Origin of the sequence: Leifsonia shinshuensis (assembly GCF_031456835.1) — a bacterium.
Taxonomy (GTDB): Bacteria; Actinomycetota; Actinomycetes; order Actinomycetales; family Microbacteriaceae; genus Leifsonia; species Leifsonia shinshuensis_C.
In genome coordinates this window covers 1,711,210-1,732,152 of the sequence record NZ_JAVDVK010000001.1, presented here as the reverse complement: position 1 = coordinate 1,732,152, position 20,943 = coordinate 1,711,210, and the positions used below count along the sequence as shown (strand labels likewise).

Annotated in this window: 22 protein-coding genes, 1 tRNA gene and 1 pseudogene; 11 read left to right on the top strand and 13 right to left on the bottom strand. The window is 69.9% G+C overall.

The window, feature by feature from the left end; all coding sequences use genetic code 11:
- Positions 1 to 46: 46 nt before the first annotated feature.
- Genes J2W45_RS08475 through galT form a run of 3 tightly spaced genes read right to left on the bottom strand, consistent with a single transcriptional unit; the run spans position 47 to position 3,261 of the window.
- Positions 47 to 853 carry an MBL fold metallo-hydrolase gene (locus J2W45_RS08475; RefSeq protein WP_310130762.1) on the bottom strand — a complete coding sequence of 269 codons (807 nt, stop codon included), beginning with the start codon at positions 851 to 853 and terminating at the stop codon, positions 47 to 49.
- Between the two features lie 45 nt (positions 854 to 898).
- Positions 899 to 2,059: a galactokinase gene (gene galK / locus J2W45_RS08470; protein ID WP_310130760.1), complete on the bottom strand. Its 1,161-nt coding sequence runs from the start codon at positions 2,057 to 2,059 to the stop codon at positions 899 to 901.
- Positions 2,056 to 3,261, bottom strand: coding sequence for a galactose-1-phosphate uridylyltransferase (gene galT / locus J2W45_RS08465; RefSeq protein WP_310130758.1), 1,206 nt, complete (start codon positions 3,259 to 3,261; stop codon positions 2,056 to 2,058). Before galT ends, galK begins: the two co-directional genes overlap by 4 nt.
- Before the next feature lie 82 nt (positions 3,262 to 3,343).
- Between galT and J2W45_RS08460 the strand changes: the two genes are divergently transcribed.
- Complete coding sequence (locus J2W45_RS08460; protein ID WP_310130757.1) at positions 3,344 to 4,129, top strand: DeoR/GlpR family DNA-binding transcription regulator; 786 nt, start codon at positions 3,344 to 3,346, stop codon at positions 4,127 to 4,129.
- A gap of 16 nt (positions 4,130 to 4,145) precedes the next feature.
- The gene (locus J2W45_RS08455; protein ID WP_310130755.1) at positions 4,146 to 5,081 is read left to right on the top strand and encodes an aldose 1-epimerase family protein; all 936 of its coding nucleotides are present in this window, start codon (positions 4,146 to 4,148) and stop codon (positions 5,079 to 5,081) included.
- On the opposite strand, the gene J2W45_RS08450 is transcribed toward J2W45_RS08455, so the two are convergent.
- Positions 5,060 to 5,764, bottom strand: coding sequence for an SDR family oxidoreductase (locus tag J2W45_RS08450; protein WP_310130753.1), 705 nt, complete (start codon positions 5,762 to 5,764; stop codon positions 5,060 to 5,062). The genes J2W45_RS08455 and J2W45_RS08450 overlap by 22 nt on opposite strands.
- A 100-nt stretch (positions 5,765 to 5,864) precedes the next feature.
- Between J2W45_RS08450 and J2W45_RS08445 the strand changes: the two genes are divergently transcribed.
- A complete protein-coding gene (locus J2W45_RS08445) occupies positions 5,865 to 6,443 on the top strand; it encodes a TetR/AcrR family transcriptional regulator (RefSeq protein WP_310130751.1) in 579 nt (192 codons plus the stop codon).
- A 396-nt stretch (positions 6,444 to 6,839) separates the two neighbouring features.
- On the opposite strand, the gene J2W45_RS08440 is transcribed toward J2W45_RS08445, so the two are convergent.
- Positions 6,840 to 7,934: a calcium:cation antiporter gene (locus J2W45_RS08440; RefSeq protein WP_310130748.1), complete on the bottom strand. Its 1,095-nt coding sequence runs from the start codon at positions 7,932 to 7,934 to the stop codon at positions 6,840 to 6,842.
- An 84-nt stretch (positions 7,935 to 8,018) separates the two neighbouring features.
- On the opposite strand from J2W45_RS08440, the gene J2W45_RS08435 reads away from it, so the two are divergent.
- The gene (locus J2W45_RS08435) at positions 8,019 to 8,630 is read left to right on the top strand and encodes a DUF4232 domain-containing protein (RefSeq protein ID WP_310130745.1); all 612 of its coding nucleotides are present in this window, start codon (positions 8,019 to 8,021) and stop codon (positions 8,628 to 8,630) included.
- Between the two features lie 58 nt (positions 8,631 to 8,688).
- On the opposite strand, the gene J2W45_RS08430 is transcribed toward J2W45_RS08435, so the two are convergent.
- Entirely contained in the window at positions 8,689 to 9,333 is a 645-nt protein-coding gene (locus tag J2W45_RS08430) for a transporter (RefSeq protein ID WP_310130742.1), read from the bottom strand.
- A gap of 88 nt (positions 9,334 to 9,421) precedes the next feature.
- Here J2W45_RS08430 and J2W45_RS08425 point away from each other — a divergent pair, with 88 nt between their 5' ends.
- From J2W45_RS08425 to J2W45_RS08410, 4 genes are all read left to right on the top strand, one after another.
- Positions 9,422 to 10,699 carry a chloride channel protein gene (locus J2W45_RS08425; protein WP_310130739.1) on the top strand — a complete coding sequence of 426 codons (1,278 nt, stop codon included), beginning with the start codon at positions 9,422 to 9,424 and terminating at the stop codon, positions 10,697 to 10,699.
- A gap of 262 nt (positions 10,700 to 10,961) precedes the next feature.
- A complete protein-coding gene (locus J2W45_RS08420; protein ID WP_310130736.1) occupies positions 10,962 to 11,552 on the top strand; it encodes an RNA polymerase sigma factor in 591 nt (196 codons plus the stop codon).
- Positions 11,549 to 12,142: a hypothetical protein gene (locus J2W45_RS08415; RefSeq protein ID WP_310130734.1), complete on the top strand. Its 594-nt coding sequence runs from the start codon at positions 11,549 to 11,551 to the stop codon at positions 12,140 to 12,142. Before J2W45_RS08420 ends, J2W45_RS08415 begins: the two co-directional genes overlap by 4 nt.
- A 650-nt stretch (positions 12,143 to 12,792) precedes the next feature.
- Positions 12,793 to 13,269, top strand: a complete 477-nt coding sequence (locus tag J2W45_RS08410; protein WP_310130729.1) for a hypothetical protein — start codon at positions 12,793 to 12,795, stop codon at positions 13,267 to 13,269.
- Positions 13,270 to 13,372: 103 nt separating this feature from the next.
- On the opposite strand, the gene J2W45_RS08405 is transcribed toward J2W45_RS08410, so the two are convergent.
- The 3 genes and pseudogenes from J2W45_RS08405 to J2W45_RS08395 form a co-directional block, all read right to left on the bottom strand.
- Entirely contained in the window at positions 13,373 to 13,477 is a 105-nt protein-coding gene (locus J2W45_RS08405; protein ID WP_310130727.1) for a type II toxin-antitoxin system YoeB family toxin, read from the bottom strand.
- A 248-nt stretch (positions 13,478 to 13,725) separates the two neighbouring features.
- Positions 13,726 to 14,013: pseudogene (locus J2W45_RS08400) on the bottom strand (type II toxin-antitoxin system Phd/YefM family antitoxin); the annotation flags it as partial.
- Between the two features lie 394 nt (positions 14,014 to 14,407).
- Positions 14,408 to 14,480 (bottom strand) — tRNA-Lys (locus J2W45_RS08395).
- A 56-nt stretch (positions 14,481 to 14,536) separates the two neighbouring features.
- Between J2W45_RS08395 and J2W45_RS08390 the strand changes: the two genes are divergently transcribed.
- The 3 genes from J2W45_RS08390 (at position 14,537) to J2W45_RS08380 (ending at position 16,790) form a co-directional block, all read left to right on the top strand.
- Entirely contained in the window at positions 14,537 to 15,166 is a 630-nt protein-coding gene (locus tag J2W45_RS08390) for a DNA-directed RNA polymerase subunit beta (protein WP_310130725.1), read from the top strand.
- 260 nt (positions 15,167 to 15,426) lie between these two features.
- Positions 15,427 to 16,002 (top strand): ECF RNA polymerase sigma factor SigK, encoded by a 576-nt coding sequence (gene sigK / locus J2W45_RS08385; RefSeq protein ID WP_310130723.1) that lies wholly within the window; start codon positions 15,427 to 15,429, stop codon positions 16,000 to 16,002.
- The gene (locus J2W45_RS08380; RefSeq protein ID WP_310130720.1) at positions 15,999 to 16,790 is read left to right on the top strand and encodes an anti-sigma factor; all 792 of its coding nucleotides are present in this window, start codon (positions 15,999 to 16,001) and stop codon (positions 16,788 to 16,790) included. Before sigK ends, J2W45_RS08380 begins: the two co-directional genes overlap by 4 nt.
- An 88-nt stretch (positions 16,791 to 16,878) precedes the next feature.
- On the opposite strand, the gene pstB is transcribed toward J2W45_RS08380, so the two are convergent.
- From pstB to pstS, 4 genes are all read right to left on the bottom strand, one after another.
- A complete protein-coding gene (pstB, locus tag J2W45_RS08375) occupies positions 16,879 to 17,658 on the bottom strand; it encodes a phosphate ABC transporter ATP-binding protein PstB (RefSeq protein ID WP_310130717.1) in 780 nt (259 codons plus the stop codon).
- 32 nt (positions 17,659 to 17,690) lie between these two features.
- On the bottom strand, positions 17,691 to 18,785 hold the full coding sequence (pstA, locus tag J2W45_RS08370; protein WP_310130715.1) for a phosphate ABC transporter permease PstA: 1,095 nt from the start codon (positions 18,783 to 18,785) through the stop codon (positions 17,691 to 17,693).
- A complete protein-coding gene (pstC, locus tag J2W45_RS08365; protein WP_310130711.1) occupies positions 18,785 to 19,732 on the bottom strand; it encodes a phosphate ABC transporter permease subunit PstC in 948 nt (315 codons plus the stop codon). The genes pstA and pstC overlap by 1 nt, the downstream gene beginning before the upstream one ends.
- 95 nt (positions 19,733 to 19,827) lie before the next feature.
- Positions 19,828 to 20,922, bottom strand: coding sequence for a phosphate ABC transporter substrate-binding protein PstS (gene pstS, locus J2W45_RS08360; RefSeq protein WP_310130709.1), 1,095 nt, complete (start codon positions 20,920 to 20,922; stop codon positions 19,828 to 19,830).
- Positions 20,923 to 20,943 lie beyond the last annotated feature (21 nt).

Genomic DNA, 20,943 nt, shown 5'->3' with positions numbered 1-20,943 from the left:
GTGCACTTTTCGTGTACTCGACGGAGGAGCGGAAGGGCGGAGGGCGTCAGCGGTCGAGGACGACGATGAAGCGGCGGCGGACGACGCGCTCGCCGGGCGTCCCGCGCAGTTCGTCGAGGGCGGAGAGCACGCGGTCCAGGATGCGCGGGCGCAACGCCAGCTCCGCCTCGTCGGGCTGGTCGACCGTCCCGGCCGGGTAGTCCACGCCGGGGTCGGTCGACATCTCGATGTGCGCACCGCGCAGCTCGCGCACCGGGGCGGTCGGGTCGTCGCGGAACCGGATCAGCCGCTCGATCGTGGAGCGGAACTGCGCCAGGTCCCGCACGTACAGCCGCGCGGGCAGCACGGTGTCCCCGGTGAACAGGATGCCCGTCGCACGATCGAAGAACACCACCGCCGACGGCTCGTGCCCCGGCCCGCCGATCACGTCGACGACGCGACGGCCCAGGTCGAACGCGACCGTTTCATCCGGCCACGAGCGGAACCCGAAGAATCCGATCACCTCCGCCGGGCTGGTGCCGACGACGGTGGTGCCGGGCCGGTCGCGCAGCAGCGCATCCCCCGCGATGTGGTCGCGGTGCGCGTGCGAGTGCGCGACGACCAGCGGGTACGGGCGGACGAACACCACGGGGTTCCGCCGCAGCCATTCCGCGATCAGCCGCTCCACCGTCGCGCGCAGCGGGAACTGCTGCTCGTCGGTGGTGGCGCCGGTGTCGATGAGGAGCGCCCGCTCCCGTCCGAACAACAGGTACAGGAAGGGCGCCTCCCAGTGCGACGTCTTGGGCTGCCGCAGCTGGACGGTGTCCGGGTCGAGCCAGAGCACGTCGGGCTCGTTCATCCGCTGTTCGCTCACCTGTCACATCCTCCACGCACCGGGTGACGTGCAGGTGAACGGATCTCAGCTCTCGCGCAGCGCACCCTCCGATGCACGAACGGTGAACATCTCCGGCTGACCGAAGCCGTGCTCGGCGAACGCCCCGTCGAGCGCCACGAGTACGCGGCTGACGGCGTCCGTCGGCACGAGAGCGATCGCGGAGCCGCCGAAGCCGCCACCCGTCATCCGGGCGCCGATCGCGCCGTTCGCCTGCGCTGTCTCGACGGCGAGGTCGAGCTCGGGCACCGAGATCTCGAAGTCGTCGCGCATGGAGACGTGGGAGGCGTCGAGCAGCGCGCCGATCGCCTGCGGCCCCTGCTCGCGCAGCGTGCGGACGGTGTCGAGCACGCGCTGGTCCTCCGTGACGACGTGCCGGACCCGCCGGAACCTCACGTCGTCCATGAGCTCGCGGGCGCGGTCCAGGTCGCCGACCGCGACGTCGCGGAGCGACTCGACGCCGAGGATGCGGGCGCCCTCCTCGCAGGATGCCCGGCGGTCGGCGTACCCGCCCGTCGCGTGCGCGTGGGCCACACCGGTGTCGATGATGAGGAGCTCGAGCCCCGCATCCTCGAGCCCGAGCGGGACGATCTGCGACTCCAGCGAGCGGCAGTCGAGGAAGACCGCGGCGTCGCGCTCGCCGAGCAGTGACGCGGACTGGTCCATGATGCCGGTCGGCGCGCCCACGGCCACGTTCTCGGCGCGCTGTCCGACACGCGCCAGGGTCCGGCGGTCGAGTCCGAGCCGCCACAGCTCGTTGAGCGCGACCGCGACGGCGCTCTCGATGGCGGCCGACGACGACAGGCCGGCGCCGACGGGCACGTTCGAGTCGATCAGGATGTCGACGCCCGGCACCGCGGCCAGGTCGGCGCCGAACTCGCCGAGCGCCCAGGCGACCCCGAGCGGATAGGCGGACCAGCCGCTGAGCGCGTCCGGCGTGAGCGCGTCGAGCGGAACCTCGACCAGCTCGTCGGCGAACGTGCTGCCGACGCGGACGACCCGGTCCTCGCGGGCGCCGACGGCGGCGACCGTCCGGCGGTTGATGGCGAGCGGCAGCACGAAGCCGAGGTTGTAGTCGGTGTGCTCGCCGATCAGGTTCACACGGCCGGGCGCGGACCACACCCCGTCGGGCTCGCGGCCGAACACCTCGGCGAAGTCGTCGCGGACGCCGGTGCGCAGGTCGGTCATCGGTCAGCCTCTCGGTCGGGGGTGGATGCGCTGTCGGCCGGATCGACCGTCACCAGTCCGGAGACGGTGACGGGCAGCTCGCCGACCGGGTTCTCGCGGTCGGCGCGCTCGACGGCCTCGCGGAGGGCGACGGCCGCCTGCTCGGGCGGGATGTCGCCGATCCAGGCGCCCATGGCCGACTCCGAGCCGGCCAGGAACTTCAGCCTATCGGCGCCGCGCCGGGGGGATGTGATCTGCAGCATGAGCCGGATCTCGTCGCGCCGCACGCCTACCGGCGCCTGGTGCCACGCGGCGATGTACGGGGTGGGGGAGTCGTAGAGCGCGTCCACGCCGCGCAGCACGCGCAGGTAGAACGTCGCGAGCTCGTCCCGCTCCTCGGGGCTCGTCTCGGCCAGGTCGGCGACGTGGCGGTGGGGGAGCACGTGGATCTCGATCGGCCAGCGGGCCGCGAACGGCACGAAGGCCGTCCAGTGCTCGCCGGACAGCACGACGCGCTCCGACGCCCGCTCACGCTCCAGGATGTCGGCGAACAGCGTGGGTCCGTACGCGTCGAGCGAGCGGAGCAGTGCGGTGGTCCGCGGCGTGATGTACGGGTAGGCGTAGATCTGGCCGTGCGGGTGGTGCAGGGTGACGCCGATCGCCTCCCCGCGGTTCTCGAACGGGAACACCTGCCGCACGCCGGGCAGCGCGGAGAGCTGGGCGGTGCGGTCCGCCCACGCCTCGATCACGGTGCGGGCGCGGCTCGGCGTCAGACTACCGAACGCTCCGGTGGTCGCCGGACTGAAGCAGACGACCTCGCAGCGGCCGACGGAGGTGCGCGTGCGACCGAGGCCCACGGCGGCCAGGTCGTCGAGCCCCTCCGGCGCGTTGCCGTCCTCGAGCAGCGGCCCGAACGACGGCGACTTGTTCTCGAACACCGCGACGTCGTAGAGGTCGGGGATCTCGGAGGGATTGGTCGGGCTGGCGGGGGCGAGCGGGTCGAGTTCCGCCGGCGGCAGCATGACGCGGTTCTGGCGTGCCGCCGCGATCGACACCCACTCGCCGGTGAGGGGGTCCTGACGCATGGTCGCCGTGGCGGGACGCGGTGCCGGCTCACGGAGGTCGGGCTTGCGCTCCGGGCTCAGCGTCGTGTCCGCGTCGTCGTAGTAGATGAGCTCCCGGCCGTCGGCGAGACGGGTGGGGCGCTTCGTAATCGCAGCCATGCCATCCTTTCGTTTCCGAAAGCGAGGATACCGCTTCTGCTTTCGTATTGACAAGGATTCGGAAGCGCTCCAGCATGGGTGCATGAGCGAACCGCTGCCCGCCGCGCTCCGCCGCGAACGGATGCTCGACCTGATCGGGCGGGCGGGGTTCGCGCGCGTCGCGGACCTGAGCGAGGCGTTCCAGGTGTCGGATGTGACGGTCCGCAGCGATCTCGATGCGCTGGACCGCGAGCAGAGCATCCGCCGGGTCCATGGCGGCGCCGTGCTGCGCACCGTGGGCATGCGGGAGCCGAGCTTCGAGGAGGCGCTGGAGTCGTCGGCCGATGAGAAGCGCCGCATCGGCGAGGCCGCCGCGGCGATGGTGGTCCCCGGCAGCAGCGTCCTGCTCGACGTCGGCACCACGACGGCGGCGATCGCACGGGCGCTGGTCGAGCGTGAAGACCTCGAGGGCGTCACCGTCATCACCAACGGACTGACGATCGCGCTGGAGCTGGAGCGCGCCATCCCGCGCTTCGAGGTGGTCGTGACCGGCGGGACGCTGCGCCCGCTGCAGCACTCGCTCGTGGAGCCGCTCGCGTCCGTGCTGCTCGGCCGGGTGCACGCCGACGTGGCGTTCCTGGGCTGCACCGGCGTGCATCCCACCGGCGGAATCACGAACGTGAACCTCCCGGAGGCCGACCTCAAGCGCGCGATGCTGCACTCGGCCGAGCGCGCCGTCGTCGTGGCCGACGGCAGCAAGCTGGGCCGCACGCACGTGGGCCGCATCGCCGCGGTGGATGAGGTGGCCGAGCTCGTGACGGGCGGATCGGCGTCGGGCGACGACGTCCGGGCGCTTCGGGATGCCGGTCTCCCGGTGGTCGTGGCCTGAGGCCTACCCTGGTCCCATGCGACCCGCGACCGGTGAACAGTACGAACTCGACTTCGGCGACCTGAGCGCCACCATCGTGCAGGTGGGGGCCGGCATCCGCTCGCTGCGGTTCGCCGAATCCGACCTGACCGAGCCGTATCCCGCAGAGGCCCAGCCGCCGTCCGCGTGCGGGATCGTGCTCGTGCCCTGGCCGAACCGCGTGGCCGACGGACGCTGGGAGCACGAGGGCGAGACGCTGCAGCTCGACCTGACCGAGCCGGCGAAGCGGAACGCCATCCACGGTCTGCTGCGCCGCCGGCCCTACGAACTGGTCGACCGCTCGGACTCGACGGTGACGCAGACCGCGACGATCTACCCCGAGCCGGGGTACCCGTTCCTGCTCGACACGACGGTGATGCACGAGCTGCACACCGAGGGGCTGACCGTCACGCACTCCATCGCGAACGTCGGCGACACTCCGGCCCCGGTCGCGGTCGGCGCGCATCCCTACCTGCGGATCGCGGATGTGCCGCCCGAGCAGCTGACGGTCACGGTCGCCGCCCGCACGCGGTTCGAGGTGGACGACCGGAGCAACGTCACCGGCGAGACGCCGGTGGCCGGCACCGACTACGACCTGTCGGCCGGCCGCCGGGTGAGCGAGCTCGACCTCGACACGGGGTTCGCGGACCTGCCGGAGGGTCCGGTGGAGCACACCCTCGCCGCCGACGACGGGCGCCGCGTCGTGCTGTGGGGCGACGACGACTTCCGGTACGTGCAGGTCTTCACGCACCGGAAGTTCGCGACGAAGCCCGGCGGGGTGGCCCTCGCTATCGAGCCGATGACCGCCCCGGCGAACGCGCTCAACTCGGGACGCGGGCTCCGCATCCTGCAGCCGGGCGAGACCTGGACGCTGAACTGGGGCATCCGGCCGGAGGGGTTCGGCGGGGAGGCCTACCTGGCCAGCTGGGGGTAGAGCACGCGGACGTCCTCGTGGAGGTGCGACTTCACGTAGCGGGCGGTGTCACCGACCACGGCCTCCGCCTCGTCGTTCTTCACGGCGTCCAGCGCCTCCTCGACGACCTGCTGCGGCGGCACCTTGTCGGCGGTCACGTCGGCGGCCATGTCGGTGTCGACGTAGCCGACGTGGACGCCGACGACCTGGATGCCCGCGGGCGCCAGGTCGACGCGGACCGAGTTGCTCGCCGACCACAGTGCGGCCTTCGATGCGCTGTACGAGCCGACGCCCAGCCAGCTGAGTGTGGAGTGCATGTTGACGATCGCGCCGCCGCCGTTCGCCTCGAGGATCGGGCTGAAGGCACGGGTGACCAGCACCGGACCCCAGAAGTTCGTGTCGAGCTCGCGGCGGATCTCCTCGAGGTCGCCGCTGACGAGCGACTGGTTCACCGCGATCCCGGCGTTGTTCACGAGGATGCTGACGTCCGTCGCGATGGACGCGGCACGGCCGATGCTCTCCGGGTCCGTGACGTCGAGCTCGAGAGGGACGACGCGCGGGTCGTCCGACTGCACCGAGCCGGGGCGGCGGGCGGCGGCGTAGACCTTCGAGGCGCCGCGCTCGAGCAGCTCGGCGACGAAGGCGGCGCCGAGGCCGCGGTTGGCGCCGGTGACGAGGGCGACGCGTCCGGTGATGTCCGTCATGAGGGTTCCTTCCAAAAGTAAACCGATCTGTGTATCGGCGACGGGACTCAATGTACACAGATCGGTTTACATTTCGCAAGCCGTTCCGTAGAATCGGGACATGACCAGCACTGCGACCCCCGTCAAGCCGAAGCCGCGCGACCGCGTTCTCGCCGCCGCGGCACGGCTGTTCATGCGCGACGGGGTCAACGCGGTCGGGGTCGACCGTCTTGCGCAGGAGGCGGAGGTGTCGAAGCGCTCGCTGTACCAGCACTTCGACGGCAAGGACGGCGTGGTCGCCGCGATGCTCGAGGCGTACGGTCCGCAGGTCGTCGCGGGCTACTTCGCCCCCGATGACGAGGGGACGCCGCGCGAGCGGGTCCTCCACGCGTTCGACGCGCTGCACAGCGCAGCCGAGGCGGACGACTTCTTCGGCTGCCCCTTCGTCAACGTGGCGACCGAGCTGCGCGACCGCGAGCATCCCGCCGCCATCGTGGCCCGCCACTACAAGGAGGAGCTGACCGCGTACTTCGAGCGGCAGGCCACGGCCGCCGGCGCGCACGACCCGCACACGCTCGCCGTGCAGCTCACGCTGCTCTTCGACGGCGCCTCGGCCAGCGCCGCGATGCGTGGCGGCACGCCCGAGGCGGCGCGCCTGGCGGTGGCCGCCCTCTTCGACGCCGCGGCCGCGCGTCGCTGACGCGCGCCGCCCCGCGCCCGCGCGCCGCCCCCTACATTCGTGCCGAATGCTGTCTCCGCGCCGCCACATTCGTGCCGAATGTCGCTTCTCGCCCCGCCAGCGGCGACATTCGTGACGAATGTCACCACCGCGCCGCCTGCTGCGCCGGGAACATTCGTGCCGAATGTCGCTTCTCGCCCCGCCAGCGGCGACATTCGTGACGAATGTCGCCGCCGTGCCGCCCGCCCCGCCCGTGAACATTCGTGCCGAATGTCGCCTCTCGCCCCACCGAACGCGACATTCGTCACGAATGTCACCACCGGCCGTGCCGCCCGCCGCGCCCAAAACATTCGTGCCGAATGTCGCCTCTCGCCCCACCGAACGCGACATTCGTCACGAATGTCGCCCCCGCCCCCGCTACGGCGCGATCGACAGGAAGATGAACGCCGCGAACAGCACGAGGTGGATGCCCCCCTGCAGCCGCACGGCGCGCCCCTGCACGATCGTGAGGATGCTGACCAGCACCGTCAGGATGAGCAGCACGATCTGACTCGACCCGAGCCCGAGGTGCAGGGCGCCCGGCAGCCAGATCGAGGCGACCGCGATGGCGGGGATGGTGAGCCCGATGCTCGCCATCGCCGAGCCGAGCGCCAGGTTCAGGCTCGTCTGGGTGCGGTTGCGGTTCGCCGCCTTGGCCGCCGCGATTCCCTCCGGGAGCAGCACGAGGAGCGCGATCACGACGCCGACGAACGACTGCGGCAGCCCGATCGCGGTCACCGCCCGCTCGATCGGCGTCGACTCCAGCTTGGCGAGTCCCACGACCGCGACGAGCGACACGAGCAGCAGCGCGACGCTGATCCACGCGGTGCGGTTCGACGGCGCCGCGGCGTGGTCGTCTTCGGCGAGCGGCTGCCCCTTGCTCCCGACCGGCAGGAAGAAGTCCCGGTGCGCGACCGTCTGGGTGAAGACGAACATCCCGTACAGCGCGACGGATGCGATGGCTGCGAATACGAGTTGCGGCCCGGAGAAGACCGGCCCGGGCGCGGACGTGAAGCTCGGCAGCACCATCGTCAGCGTCGCGAGCGCCGTCACCGTGGCGAGGGCCGCCCCGCTGCCCTGGGCGTTGAAGGCCGTCGACTCCCGCCGGGATGCGCTGAGCAGCAGCGAGAGCCCGACGATCCCGTTCATCGTGATCATCACCGCCGAGAACACGGTGTCGCGGGCGAGCTCGGGCGAATCCTTGCCCGTGGTCATCAGCGTGACGATGAGCGCGACCTCGATGATCGTGACCGCGACCGCCAGCACCAGCGATCCGAACGGCTCGCCGACCCGGTGGGCCACCACCTCCGCGTGCTGAACGGCGGCGAGCACCGTCCCGGCGAGGACCACTGCGATCAGGCCGACCGCGAATCCGTTCAGCTCCACCGCCCAGAACGCGACCAGGACCACGACGCCGATGGCAGGCACCCCGATCGTCCACCACCGTGCGAGCCAGGAGCCGAGTGCCGTCATGCAACCATCCTGCCAGGTGCCTCCTCCAGCGGTCCTGCGGCGGGTCCGCCGCCGTCGGGCCCTCTGCCGTGATGGGATGGGCGCATGACCGGGAACTGGACCCTCCGCGCCGCCGCCTCCGCCGGCCTCGCCGTCGCGCTCGCCCTCGTCGTCACCGGATGCGGGACGCCGAACTCCGCACCGACGACCGGCAGCGCCTCCGCATCCACCTCCACGACCCCGTCGACGTCGCCGCGACCGACCGGCACGACGACGGCCGTCCCGATCGAGGGCCAGTGCGACACCGCGAACCTGACCGGCACGATCGGCAAGGGAGGCGGGGGAGCGGCCGGAAGCGTCGAGGTCACGATCGTCCTCACCAACAACGGCAGCACCGAGTGCTCGCTGCAGGGCTGGCCCGGCGTCTCCTTCGTCGGCGACGGCAACGGCACGCAGCTCGGCAAGCCGGCCGACTTCGACCGCAGCACCCCGCATCCCACCGTCGTCCTGCAGCCGGGCGGAACCGCGCAGGCGCCGCTGCGGATCACCCAGGCGCTCAACTACCCGGAGGCCGACTGCAAGCCGCAGCCCGCCGACGGCTTCCGCGTCTACCCGCCCGGGTCCAAGGAATCCCTGTTCATCAAGTACGACGGCGCGACGGCGTGCACCACGGACACCGTGTCGCTGCTGCAGGTCGGGGCGCTCGTCGGCAGCTGATCCGGCTCGACCGCATCCGGCTCGACCCGGTCCGGCTCGCCCGGGTGCGGCAGCGCGGTCAGGCGCAGACGCGCGCGATCGATCCCTGCCAGGCTTGGCGCACCGCGTCCGAGGCCTGCTCCACCATCGTGTCGTCGGCCATGGATGCGGACGGAGCCGCCGCGTAGGCGCTCACGCTGTCCGACAGGGCGCTGAGGCTGCCGCGCACCGGTCCGAGGGCCGTGACAACGGAGTCGGTCGCCAGGTCCTCCGTCCGGGCGCGGAACGCCGCGACCGCCGACCGGATCGCCTGCGCCGCTTCCGCGTCCGGCGCGCGCAGCGGCAGGCGCGCCTGCAGCGTCGCATCGAGGGCGTGCCGCGCGCTGGCGATCGCGGTGCAGTCGCGTCCACGTTCGGCGGAGGCCTCGGAGAAGAGCGGGAACTCCATGCCGAGCGCAGCGTTCAGCAGCAGGCAGGCCGCGACGCAGCCCGCGACCAGCGCACCGAGCGGCGGCCCGAGCCGCCGGGCGATCGATCGGGCGGTCATCTCACGAGAGAGGACGCGGCCACCCGCGTTTCGTGACGCCGGCGCGGTGACCGGCGCGGTGTCGGCCGCCGGTCCGCTCGGCTCCGCGACAGCGGGCGCGCCGGCGGGCGCGGTCACGTTCGGCACAGCCGGACCGGTCGCGCCGAGTTCCCGCGGCTCGCGGAGGGATGGGGTCACGCGATCACCGTAGCCGGGACCGGTTAACTCTTCGTTGCCGGATCCATCGCGCACGAGCCCCGGCCGCGCCTCCCGATACGCTGGGCCCGTGTCCTCCGCCCGGCGCATCCCGCGACCCGCCACACCGCAGTGGCTGGCCCGGCTCGTCGTCGTCACCGCGCTCGTCGGCGTCGGGGCGGGCATCGGCGGAGTGCTGGTCTACCTGGGCCTGCACGCCCTGCAGCACCTCGCCTTCGGCTCCTCGGAGGGCGACCTGTACGAGGGCCTCCTCGACGCCCCGCCGGTCAACCGGGTGGTGGCGCTCGCCGTGGCCGGCGTCATCGGCGCCGTCGGCTGGTGGCTGCTGCGGCGGTGGGGCCGCCGCGTCCCGGAGCACGCGATCGTCTCCGTCGAGCAGTCGGTGGAGGGTCGCCGGATGCCGCCCTTCGTCACGCTCGCCAATGCGGCCCTGCAGGTGGTCATCGTCGGCCTGGGCGCATCCATCGGCCGGGAGGTGGCCCCGCGCGAGGTGGGCGCGCTCTGGGCCGGGTGGCTGGCCGAACGGGCGGGGGTGTCGGCGCGGGAGCGGCGCATCCTGGTCGCCTGCGGCGCGGGCGCGGGCCTCGCGGCCGTCTACAACGTGCCGTTCGGCGGGGCGGTTTTTGCGGTGGAGATCCTCCTCGCCGAGGTCAGCTTCGCGACCGTTCTGCCCGCGTTCGCGACGTCGGCGATCGCGGCCCTGGTCGCCCGGGTCGTCGTCCCGTCGAACCCCCTGTACCAGCTGCCCGAACTGCACCTGTCGGTCACGGTCGTGGTCTGGTCCGTGCTCGCCGGACCGCTGATCGGCTTCGCCGCCGTCGGCTTCGTCCGGGCGGTCCGTTTCCTCCAGGATCACCGGCCGGAGTCGTGGCGCATCCTGATCGTCATGCCGCTGACCTTCGTAGCGGTCGGGGTGGTGTCGCTCTGGCTCCCCGCGATCCTCGGCAACGGCCGCGCGCTCGGTCAGCTCGCGTTCGCCGCCTCGGTGCCGGTGCTGCTCATCCTGCTCACCACCATCGTCAAGGCCGGCTCCACCCTCGCGACGATCGGAGCGGGCGCTGCGGGCGGCACCCTGACCCCGTCGCTGGCGATCGGCGCCGGCCTCGGCCTCGCCGGCGGCGCCGCCTGGAACCTGCTCTGGCCGGGCGCCGAACTTCCCGCCTTCGCCCTCATCGGTGCGGCGGCATTCCTCGCCGTCACGATGCGCGCCCCGCTCACCGCCCTGCTCCTCACGATGGAGTTCACCGGCCAGGGCCCCGAGCTGCTGGTCCCGGTGATGCTGAGCATCGCCGGCGCGGTCGCCGTCGGCTACGTGCTCGAGCGCGCCCGCGTGACCGGCATCGCCTGACCCGCCGCCACGGGCCTACGCGGCTGTCCAGGGCCCACCGTCGGAGATCCGCCTCCGTCCGTCGGAGATCTGCGCCCGACCGTCGGAGATCTGCGCCGGTCCGTCGGAGATTTCACCCGCCTCGGCCCGAATCTCCATCCCCAGAGCCTTGTGTCGGAGATTTGGGACCCGTTCTCCGACGATCGTGTAGGAGGTATCCGGCGAGACAAGCGACGCTCACAACTGTCGGGAACCGTTTAAGCCGACCGGACATTACCTGAATGTGACGACAGACGAGACCGGCGAGCCAGCGATGCTTGTTCGTGCACGACGCGGCGATCCGCAAGCGTTCGGCGAACTGTTCGACCTTCACCGCGACCGGGTGTTCCGGCACGCGCTGCGGATGACGCGATCGGTGCACGACGCAGAGGACGTCACGGGCATGGTCTTCCTCGAGGCGTGGCGCCGGCGCGACGCTCTCACCGAGGTCGACGGCTCGGTGATCGGCTGGTTGCTGGTGACCGCGAACAACGTCAGCCGGAATCTGTCTCGGTCGATCCGCCGATATCGCCACACGTTGTCCACCCTGCCCGCGCCGGAGGACAGCCCGGATCACAGCAACTCGGTCGACGAGCGGCTCGATTCTCACCCCCAGCTTGCGGCGCTGAGGGAGGCTCTCGCCCGGTTGCCCCGTCGCGACCAGGACGTGTTGTCCCTGTGCGTGATGGAGGAGCTCAGCACGGCGGACGCGGCAGCAGTTCTGAACATCCCGACCGGCACGGTGAAATCGCGGCTGTCCCGCGCCAAGGCGCGGCTCGCCGCACTCCTCACACCGATCGACACGATCATCTCGATGGAAGGCGGTGACCGATGAATGACAACGTCCGCTTCGACGAGGGGCGCAGCGAAGCCTGGCGAGCAGCCATCGTGGAACATGCGAGCAATGGCGGCGCGAGAGGCCGAGGTGGCCGACGGACTCTGATCGTCGGGCTCGTCGTCGCCGCCGTCGCGGTGTCGGGCGGAGGCGTCGCGTACGCGCTGAGCGCTCACCTGCAGCAACCGGCGGTCATCGCCCCGACGACACCCACGCCGACGCCGATCGAGAGGGATACCCCCAGCGTGACGTTCACGCCCACGCCGACGCCCACGCGGGATTCCACCGCGATCGCGCGAGAGCACGCCGAGCAGGCCTGCCGCTCACTGGCATCGGCGCTCGACGGTAACGGCAACATCCTGAGCGCGGATGCGTGGTCTGCGGCACTGGAAAGCGCGCAGCAGTCGGCGGCCGAGGCTGCGGCGGAATCGTCCGCGTTCACCGCATTCGACGCGAACGTGTCGACGCTGTCCCAGACGGCGCTGCCAGGTCCCTCGGCGACCGACGCGGAGAAGAACGCCTACTTCGACGCCTATGCGCCCGTCGCAGGCGAGTGTTCCTCGCTGGGGGTCCGGCTGCCGACGGACTGACGACGCGACCAGAAGAGGGTGGGCCCGGTGGGGCTCGAACCAAAGACCCGCGGATCTAAAGTCCGTTCGAGTTCCGCGCGGGAATGATCGCTCGCGAGAATCCGCAGTATTTTGCGGCTCTTGAATCTCAGTAGGTCGCCGTGATCTCAAGCGATCCCAACCAAGTGTGGGCAAAGTGTGCGCACGGCTTTGGCATGATTGCGGTGCCAATGGGCTTGTTGGACAAAGGCATCGATCGCAATCTGCATCAGAACCGCGATCCCATACTCGCGCTTTCACCAAAGCGAGCAACGACTTCAAGTGAAACAGCCGAAGTGGGCGCGATCCCTATCGTGCCGTTGCCTCTGCAGTGGCAATCTGCGCCAGTGAATTCTGGCCGAAGTTGGCCCACCAACAGCTACCCTGCCTATGTGCCTGGTATGCCAGATCCTCGACTCGGCTGGGGGCTGCCCCGGACGTGGGCTGCAGTTCACCGTGCTCGAAGGATCTTGAACGAGCAAGCAGCGCGTCCGCCCTTTGGCTCTGCGGGCTTCAACGACCATCTTCCTTGGGTCTTTGACTGCATCCTAAATGTGCGGCGCACGATGGGTCTGGAGACCGTCGAGATGAGGGCGCGGAACCACGCTCACGAGCGATGGTGGTCCTCAGTAATGAGCGACGCAGAGCTTGTGGCCCTCAACAACGTTCGAAATGAGGAGGTGAAGGATTGGACCCGGGTCACAACCGAACACGTCGTCAACGCCCTCGGTGGCCATCTGAGCACTGTGGTCGCACGAACGACGGACGAATGGGAACGCGAGGAGACGTACCCGGTCGCGTACGTGGAGTCATTAGCGCCTGGGTCTCGCATTCGACACGAATTCCTGCTCCCACCATGGGAGGGGCTCGCTGTCCTACCGGTCCTTAAATCCATACTTGACAGACTCGAATTCGAGATCGTGCCGGTAGCGCTTGAGTTCACAAGGCAATGGGGACCATCCGGTCGCGATATGCCGTTCATCGGAAACTCAGAGATTGAGGAGTTCCCGGCATTCATCCCGGAAGCTTGGTGCATAGCCGAACCGCCCGACGTCCCAGGGACTATCAAGTGGGTGTACACGGCGCAGCAACCAGACGACGGCGCGTAATCCATCGCCGAGTCCCGGAGTGATGCGGGGCTAACCGGACCTATGTATGATGATAGCCCGCCGACGTGCCTGCCCTGTCCCGCACATGGGCGCGCTCATCAGGTCAGTAGTGGTAGCGAGCCAGCAGGATGATCACACAAGCGTCATCGACCAGGTACACAAGCCGATTCGCTTCATTGATGCGTCGCGACCACGCCGCAGCCAGCACGTGTTTGAGCGGTTCCGGCTTCCGACACCCTCGAACAGGTCGTACCGAAGCATGTCTTCGATCGGCAGATTGATCCGCTTGAGTGTTCGACGGTTCTGACCCTGCTTGTGGAGAAAACGCGGCGGTGGTCCATGCAAGCTTGCGGTCACACGCTGGTCAGGTCGTGTTCGGTGATATCTCCCGAGCGTGCTCTCGATGGCGTCGTTGAGGCGGCGTGCGTTCTTGGGGAAGCGCAGGAGGGAGGTGGTCTCGAGCAACGAGTCGTACTTGTCCTTCGACATCAGCACGGCCGAACCGCGCTTCGACGTGATCTCGACTTCGGCCTGGTCGAGGTTGACACGCTCGATAAGGCCGAAGAGGTCGCTGCGAGTCTCGCTTGCGATGATGGCCTTGATCCCTCCAATTGGTGCGGGACGTTGTACCACTTCGATTCGCGCCCGGTCGTTACGATTCAGTGCATGGGCTACGCAAAGCGGCCGCCGGGGCTGGCGAGACCGGGCATGTGGCTTGCGTACGTTGCGCTGCCTCCGCCGCATCTGAACGCGTGGGGCATGCTCTGGAGGCTCGTCGTTCGCTGGACCGCCACGGTCGTCATGACGGCGGTAGCCGCCCTCGCCATCTGGGTGTCTGCGACGTCGCCTGGAAGCGTGAATTGGTTCGACCTCGTCTTCGCGATATCCGGGTGGCTCTATAGCATCCTGCTCACGGTTGGGGTGACGGTCGCGATCGTCCGCAGTAGGCGAGACCAGAAGTCGACGAAGCGATCTCCCGCGGTCGGATAGTCGGCCGGCTGCGTTGGTTCGCGTTTGTCAGCGCCTCGTGTACGAGAGAACGACTACGTCGTCGACATCGCATTCATCACCGAACGTGATTCTCCCGGCATGGCGATGTCGGCGGCCCGCGAGGGGCTTGATTCGCTCTCACTGAGGGTGGGCCCGGTGGGGCTCGAACCCACGACCCGCGGATTAAAAGTCCGATGCTCTGCCAACTGAGCTACAGGCCCTCACCTCCAATCTAGCGTGGATTCAGGTGGCCGGTTCACGGGGGCAGAATGGGGGGATGTCGGATCGGTTCCACAAGCCCGCGCTGTTCACCAGCGGCATGTTCGAGGCGTTCCTGGGGGGAGAGGACCCCGCGCAGATCAGCCGCGTCGCCCACGAGACGGCCCAGGCGCTGCTCGCCCGGGTGCGGCAGGATCCGGACCCCGCGATCGTGGACCGGCTGGTCGCCTTCACGGACGAGCACGGCATCGACGCCCTCGCCGAGCTGTGGTCGCGGTCGAACGCGAAGAGCCTCCCCGGCGCACTGTGGCGCATCTACCTGCTGCGGCTGCTCATCCGGCAGGATGCGGAGGGCACCGCGTACCTGTACCAGCGCGGCACCGAGGTGCTGCAGTCGATCGACGCCGCGGTCGCGGGCGCGCCGACCCCGGCCGGCCCTGCGGAGATCACCGAGCTCGCGGATCGCATCCTGCGGGGGCTGTTCGAGGGCGACTTCGCCGTCGCGCTCGACCGCGCTGCCGCCTTCTGCCGGGTGGCCGCCGCCGGTGCCGCCTCCGTCGCCGACGACCGCGACATCCTCGACCCGGAGCGCGCCAGCGAGCTGACGACCCGGGCGCTCCGTTTCACCCGCACCGCCGAGGAACTGACGGCATGCGCACGCCTCTGGCGGTCCGGCTCCCTCGACTGACGCGGCGACGGCCGGCGACGGCCGTCCGCGGCCGCAACAGCGCCTCCGGTCCCGTCAACCCCCGCGCCGCATCCGCCGTTCTCGGCCCGCGAACGCCACGCCGACGGACGGCCGGGAGCCCTCCTGTACACTGGATGTCGCCGGGCCGCAGTAACCCCGGGCTCCAAAACTAGCCGCTCCGAGCGGCCTCGCGCCGAGAGGCGTTCTGCGGCCCGGCACTCATCTGTCGGAGGGCACTCGCCGGAGGAACGACAGACCGGATGAGCGGAGACGACGTGGAGGACGCCCCTGCGGTCGATCTCGACGCGCTCCTCGTCCGCACCGCCACCGGTGACCAGGCGGCCTTCTCGACCTTCTACGATGCCACCGCCTCGCGTGTCCTCGGGCTGGTCCGCCGCCTGCTGATCGACCCCGCGCAGTCCGAGGAGGTCGTGCAGGAGATCTACCTCGAGGCGTGGCAATCCGCTTCGCGTTTCGATCCGAATAAGGGTCGAGCGCAGACGTGGATCCTGACCATGGCCCATCGACGCGCCGTGGATCGGATCCGCGCGTCCCAGGCGTCGCGGGACCGGGACACCGCCGTGGGCATCCGCGACCTGCCGACCGCCTATGACGAGGTGGCCGAGACCGTGGAGGTCCGGGTCGAGCACGAGAGGGTGGAGGTGGCCATGGCGAAGCTGAGCGAACCGCAGCGGAAGGCCGTCACCTTGGCCTACTACGGCGGCCTCAGCCAGTCCGAGGTGGCTGCCGAGCTCGGGATCCCGTTAGGCACAGCCAAGACTCGGCTACGCGATGCGATGATACGGCTGCGACAGGAACTGGGGGTGACGACATGACCGACGAGCACGACCGAGGCGACACCCGCCTCGGCTTCCGGCTGGGAGCCGACGACGAGCAGGAGGCCCGCGCCTTCGAGGAGGTCGCCGCCCAGCTCGCCCTCTCCGCGGAGCCGGTGGAGCCGCGTCCCGAGCTCAAGGCCGCCCTGTTCGCGCAGCTCGCGAGCACCCCGCAGCTGCCGGCTCAGGATGCGGCGCCCGCCACACCTGCGCCCACAACGCTTCCGGAGGCCGCCGAGCCCGCCGCTCCCTCCGCTCCGGGACCCGACACCCAGACCGCCGACGCCCCGCAGCCCGGCCCCGCCGAGCGCGCCGCGCAGCGCCGCTGGTTCCAGCGTCCCGGACTCATCCTCGCCGCCGCCGCGGCCGCCGTCGTGCTGTTCATCGGCGGAGCGTTCGTCGGCTCGTCCCTGTCCGGGTCCAACTCGTACCAGTCGCAGCAGGCCTCCGCCCTGGCCGAGATCAACGCCGCCCCGGACGTGCAGCGGGCGACAGCCCCGGTCTCCGGCGGCGGTACCGCGACACTGGTGTGGTCGGGCGAGCTGGGCCGGTCCGCCCTGGTGGCGAACGACCTCCCCGACCTCCCGGCCGACAAGACCTACGAGCTCTGGTACATCCGCGACGGCCAGGCGACCCCGGCCGGCACGATGCAGCCGGCGTCGACGGGTTCGACCTGGCGGGTGCTCACCGGCGAGATGGCCGCCGGGGACACCGTCGGCGTCACCGTGGAGCCCCGGGGCGGATCGGACAAGCCGACCACCGCGCCCATCGTGGCCATCGCCTCCTGACCTGCGCCGGCGCCCCCGCCGCCCGCCCGCCAACGAGAAGACCCCGCGACATCGTGTCGCGGGGTCTTCGTCGTTCAGCGGCTGCGGATCAACCGAACCGGCCGGACACGTAGTCCTCGGTCGCCTGGACCGTCGGGTTCGAGAAGATCAGGTTCGTGTCGTTGTACTCGATGAGCTTGCCCGGCTTGCCGGTGCCCGCGATGTTGAAGAACGCGGTGCGGTCCGAGACGCGCGAGGCCTGCTGCATGTTGTGGGTCACGATGACGATCGTGTAGTCGTTCTTGAGCTCCTCGATCAGGTCCTCGATCGCCAGCGTCGAGATCGGGTCGAGGGCGGAGCAAGGCTCGTCCATCAGCAGCACGTCGGGGGAGACCGCGATCGCACGGGCGATGCAGAGGCGCTGCTGCTGACCGCCGGAGAGCCCGGAGCCCGGGAGGGCGAGGCGGTCCTTGACCTCGTTCCACAGGTTGGCGCCCTGGAGCGACTTCTCGACCAGCTCGTCGGCCTCGCTCTTCGACATCCGCCGGTTGTTCAGCTTCACGCCGGCGAGCACGTTGTCGCGGATGCTCATCGTCGGGAACGGGTTGGGACGCTGGAACACCATGCCCACCTGGCGGCGCACGAGCACCGGGTCGACGCCCGTGCCGTAGAGGTTGTTGCCGTCGATCAGCACCTCGCCCTCGACGTACGCGCCCGGGATCACCTCGTGCATGCGGTTCAGCGTGCGGAGGAAGGTCGACTTGCCGCATCCCGACGGTCCGATGAACGCGGTGACGGTGCGGGGCTCGATGGTGAGCGACACGCCCTCGACGGCGCGGAAGCTGCCGTAGTAGACGTTGAGGTCGTTGACTTCGATGCGCTTGGACACTTTTTTCCTTAGCTTTCGGGTGCGGGCCGGGGTCAGCGGCCGTACTTGGGGGCGAAGACCTTGGCGATGATGCGGCCGACCAGGTTGAGCACCATCACGATGATGATCAGGGCCAAAGCGCCGGTCCAGGCGCGGTCGATCGACGCCTGAGCGTGGAGACCGGCGGCCTGCGTGTACTGCGTGTAGACGAAGACGGGGAGGGTCATCATCCGGTCGTTGAAGAGGTCGTAGTTCATGCTCGTGGTGAAGCCGGCGACGATCAGCAGAGGGGCGGTCTCGCCGATGACGCGGGCGATGGCCAGCATGACGCCGGTCACGAGACCCGCGATCGAGGTCGGCAGGACCACCTTGAGCACGGTCAGCCATTTCGGCACGCCGAGGGCGAGGGAGGCCTCGCGCAGCTCGTTGGGGACGATCCGCAGGATCTCCTCGCTGGAGCGCACGACCACGGGGATCATCAGCACCGAGAGCGCGACCGACCCCATGAAGCCGTTCCGGATGCCGGGGCCGAAGAACAGCGCGAACAGCGCGTAGGCGAAGAGGCCGGCGACGATCGAGGGGATGCCCGTCATCACGTCGACGAAGAAGGTGATGCCGCGGGCGAGCATCCCGCGCCCGTACTCGACCAGGTAGATCGAGGTGAGCAGTCCGATCGGCACCGAGATGACGGCCGCCATCAGGGTGATCTCCAGCGTTCCCACGATCGCGTGCAGGGCGCCGCCGCCCGCGCCGATGACGTTGCGCATCGACTCGGAGAAGAAGGCGACGTCGAAGCGGGCGAGGCCCTGCGCGATGACGGTCCAGCCGAGCGAGATCAGGGGGAGCAGGGCGATGATGAACGCGGTCGCGACCAGCGAGGTGACCAGCCGGTCCATCGCCTTGCGCGAGCCCTCGACGAGCAGCGAGGTGACGTAGATGGCGACGTCGAACAGCACCGTGCCGAAGAAGATGGCCCCGACGATGTTGAAGCCGTCGGTCGCCCGGCTGGCGGCCAGGATGGCGAAGATGGCGACGAAGACGGCCCAGGATGCGACGAGCAGCACCCACGGGGTCCAGCGGGGCAGCTTGCCCGCGGTGTACGAGTTGGTGAGCGGGCGCGGGACGGCGGCGGCGGTCGTGGTGGCCATCAGTTCGCTCCAGAGAAGGCCTTGCGGCGGCTGACGATGTAGCGGGCGAGCATGTTGATCAGCAGCGTCACGACGAACAGCACGAGGCCGGACGCGACGAGCGCGTTCACGCCGAGGCCGGTCGCCTCGGGGAACTGGAGGGCGATGTTCGCCGCGATCGTGTTCGGGCTCTGCGCCTGCAGCACCGCGAACTTCACGATCAGCGCGGGCGAGAGCACCATGGCGATCGCGAGCGTCTCGCCGAGGGCACGGCCGAGGCCGAGCATGATGGCCGAGATGATGCCGCTGCGCGCGAAGGGCAGGACGGCCATCTTCACCATCTCCCAGCGGGTCGCGCCGAGGGCGAGTGCGGCCTCCTCGTGGAGGCGCGGGGTCTGCAGGAAGATCTCGCGGCAGATGGCGGTCATGATCGGGATCACCATGACGGCGAGCACGAGGCCGGCCGTGAGGATGGTGCGGCCCGTGCCGGAGACCGGCGGAGCGAAGAGCGGGATCCAGCCCAGGTTGTCACCGAGCCAGACGTAGAACGGCTGGACGAACGACGCCAGCGTCGCGATGCCCCAGAGGCCGAAGACGACGGACGGAACGGCCGCCAGGAGGTCGATGATGTAGCCCAGCACGACGGCGACGCGGCGCGGGGCGTAGTGCGAGATGAAGAGGGCGATGCCGATGGAGAGCGGCGTGGCGATCAGCAGGGCGATGAGCGCCGCCCAGATGGTGCCGAAGACGAGCGGCCAGACCCAGGACCAGAAGTTGGTGGCGTTGTTGGGCAGCTCGCCCGCGCCGGCGAACAGGGCCGGGATGCTCTGGATGACGAGGAACGCCGCCACCGCGGCGAGCGTGGCGAGGATCAGGGACCCGGCGACGACGGTGGCGGTCGAGAAGACGCGGTCGCCGAGGCGGACCTTCGCTTTGGGCCTGATGGCTCCTGCGGTTCCGGCGGTCATTCCTGGCTTTCTCTCATCGGGTGCGCCTTGCGGCTGAAAGGGGAGCGCCGCTCGGCCCGGGCTGCGGTGTGCAGCCCAGGCCGAGCGGTGGAGTGTTACTTGATGCTGGCGGCGGCCTTGGAGACCTTCGCGGCCAGGTCGCTCGACAGCGGGGCCGAGCCGGCCTGCTCGGCGGCGGCCTTCTGGGCGTCGCTCGAGATGATGTAGTCCACGTAGCCCTTCACCAGGTCCGCCTTGCTGGCGTCCTTGTACTCCTGGCACGCGATCACGTAGGAGACCAGGACGAGCGGCCAGGCGCCCTTCGTGGTGTCCTTGCGGTCGATCTGGATGGCCAGGTCGTTGGCCTCGCGGCCGTCGGCGATCGGGGAGGCGGCGACCACGGCGGCAGCACCGTCGGCGCTGATCTTCTCGTAGTTGTCGCCGACCTTCAGCTGGGCGATGCTCAGCCCGGCCGAACCCGACTCGTCGATGTAGGTGATGGAGTTCTTCGCGTTCTTGGTGGCGTCCGCGACACCCGAGGTGCCCTTGGCCGCGTCACCGACCTGGAACGGGAAGGTCTGGGAGGCCGGAGCGGTCCAGACGGTGGGGGCGTTCGCCGCGAGGTACTCGGTGAAGTTCTGGGTGGTGCCCGAGTCGTCGGAGCGGTGCACGACGGTGATCGGAGCCGAGGGGAGCGACGCGCCCGAGTTCTGGCTCTTGATCTTGGCGTCGTCCCACGTGGTGATCTTGCCCGAGAAGATGCCGGCGATGGTGTCGGCGTCGAGCTTGAGGTCCTTCACGCCGTCGACGTTGTACGCGATGGCGATCGGGGAGATGTAGACGGGGAGGTCGATGCCCTTGCTGTCCGCGGCGCAGCCGGCGAACGTGGAGGCGAGCTCCTCGGTCTTCAGCGCTGCGTCCGAGCCGGCGAAGTCGGCTGCGCCCGAGATGAAGCTCTTGCGGCCGGCGCCGGAGCCCTGCGGGTCGTAGTTGATGGTGGCCTTGGGGTTGGCCTGCTGGAAGCCGGCGGCCCAGACGGTCTGCGCCGCGCCCTGGGCAGACGAGCCGATGCCGTTCAGCGTGCCGGAGTAGTTCTTCGCGGCGGCCGTCGTGGTCGACGGGGTGCTGCCCTCGTTCGCCGCACACGCGGTGAGGCTGATGGCGGCGGCGGCGAGGAGCGCCACGGGAGCGCCGATGCGCTTGAGATTCACAGTTGTCCCTTCGGGGATCAG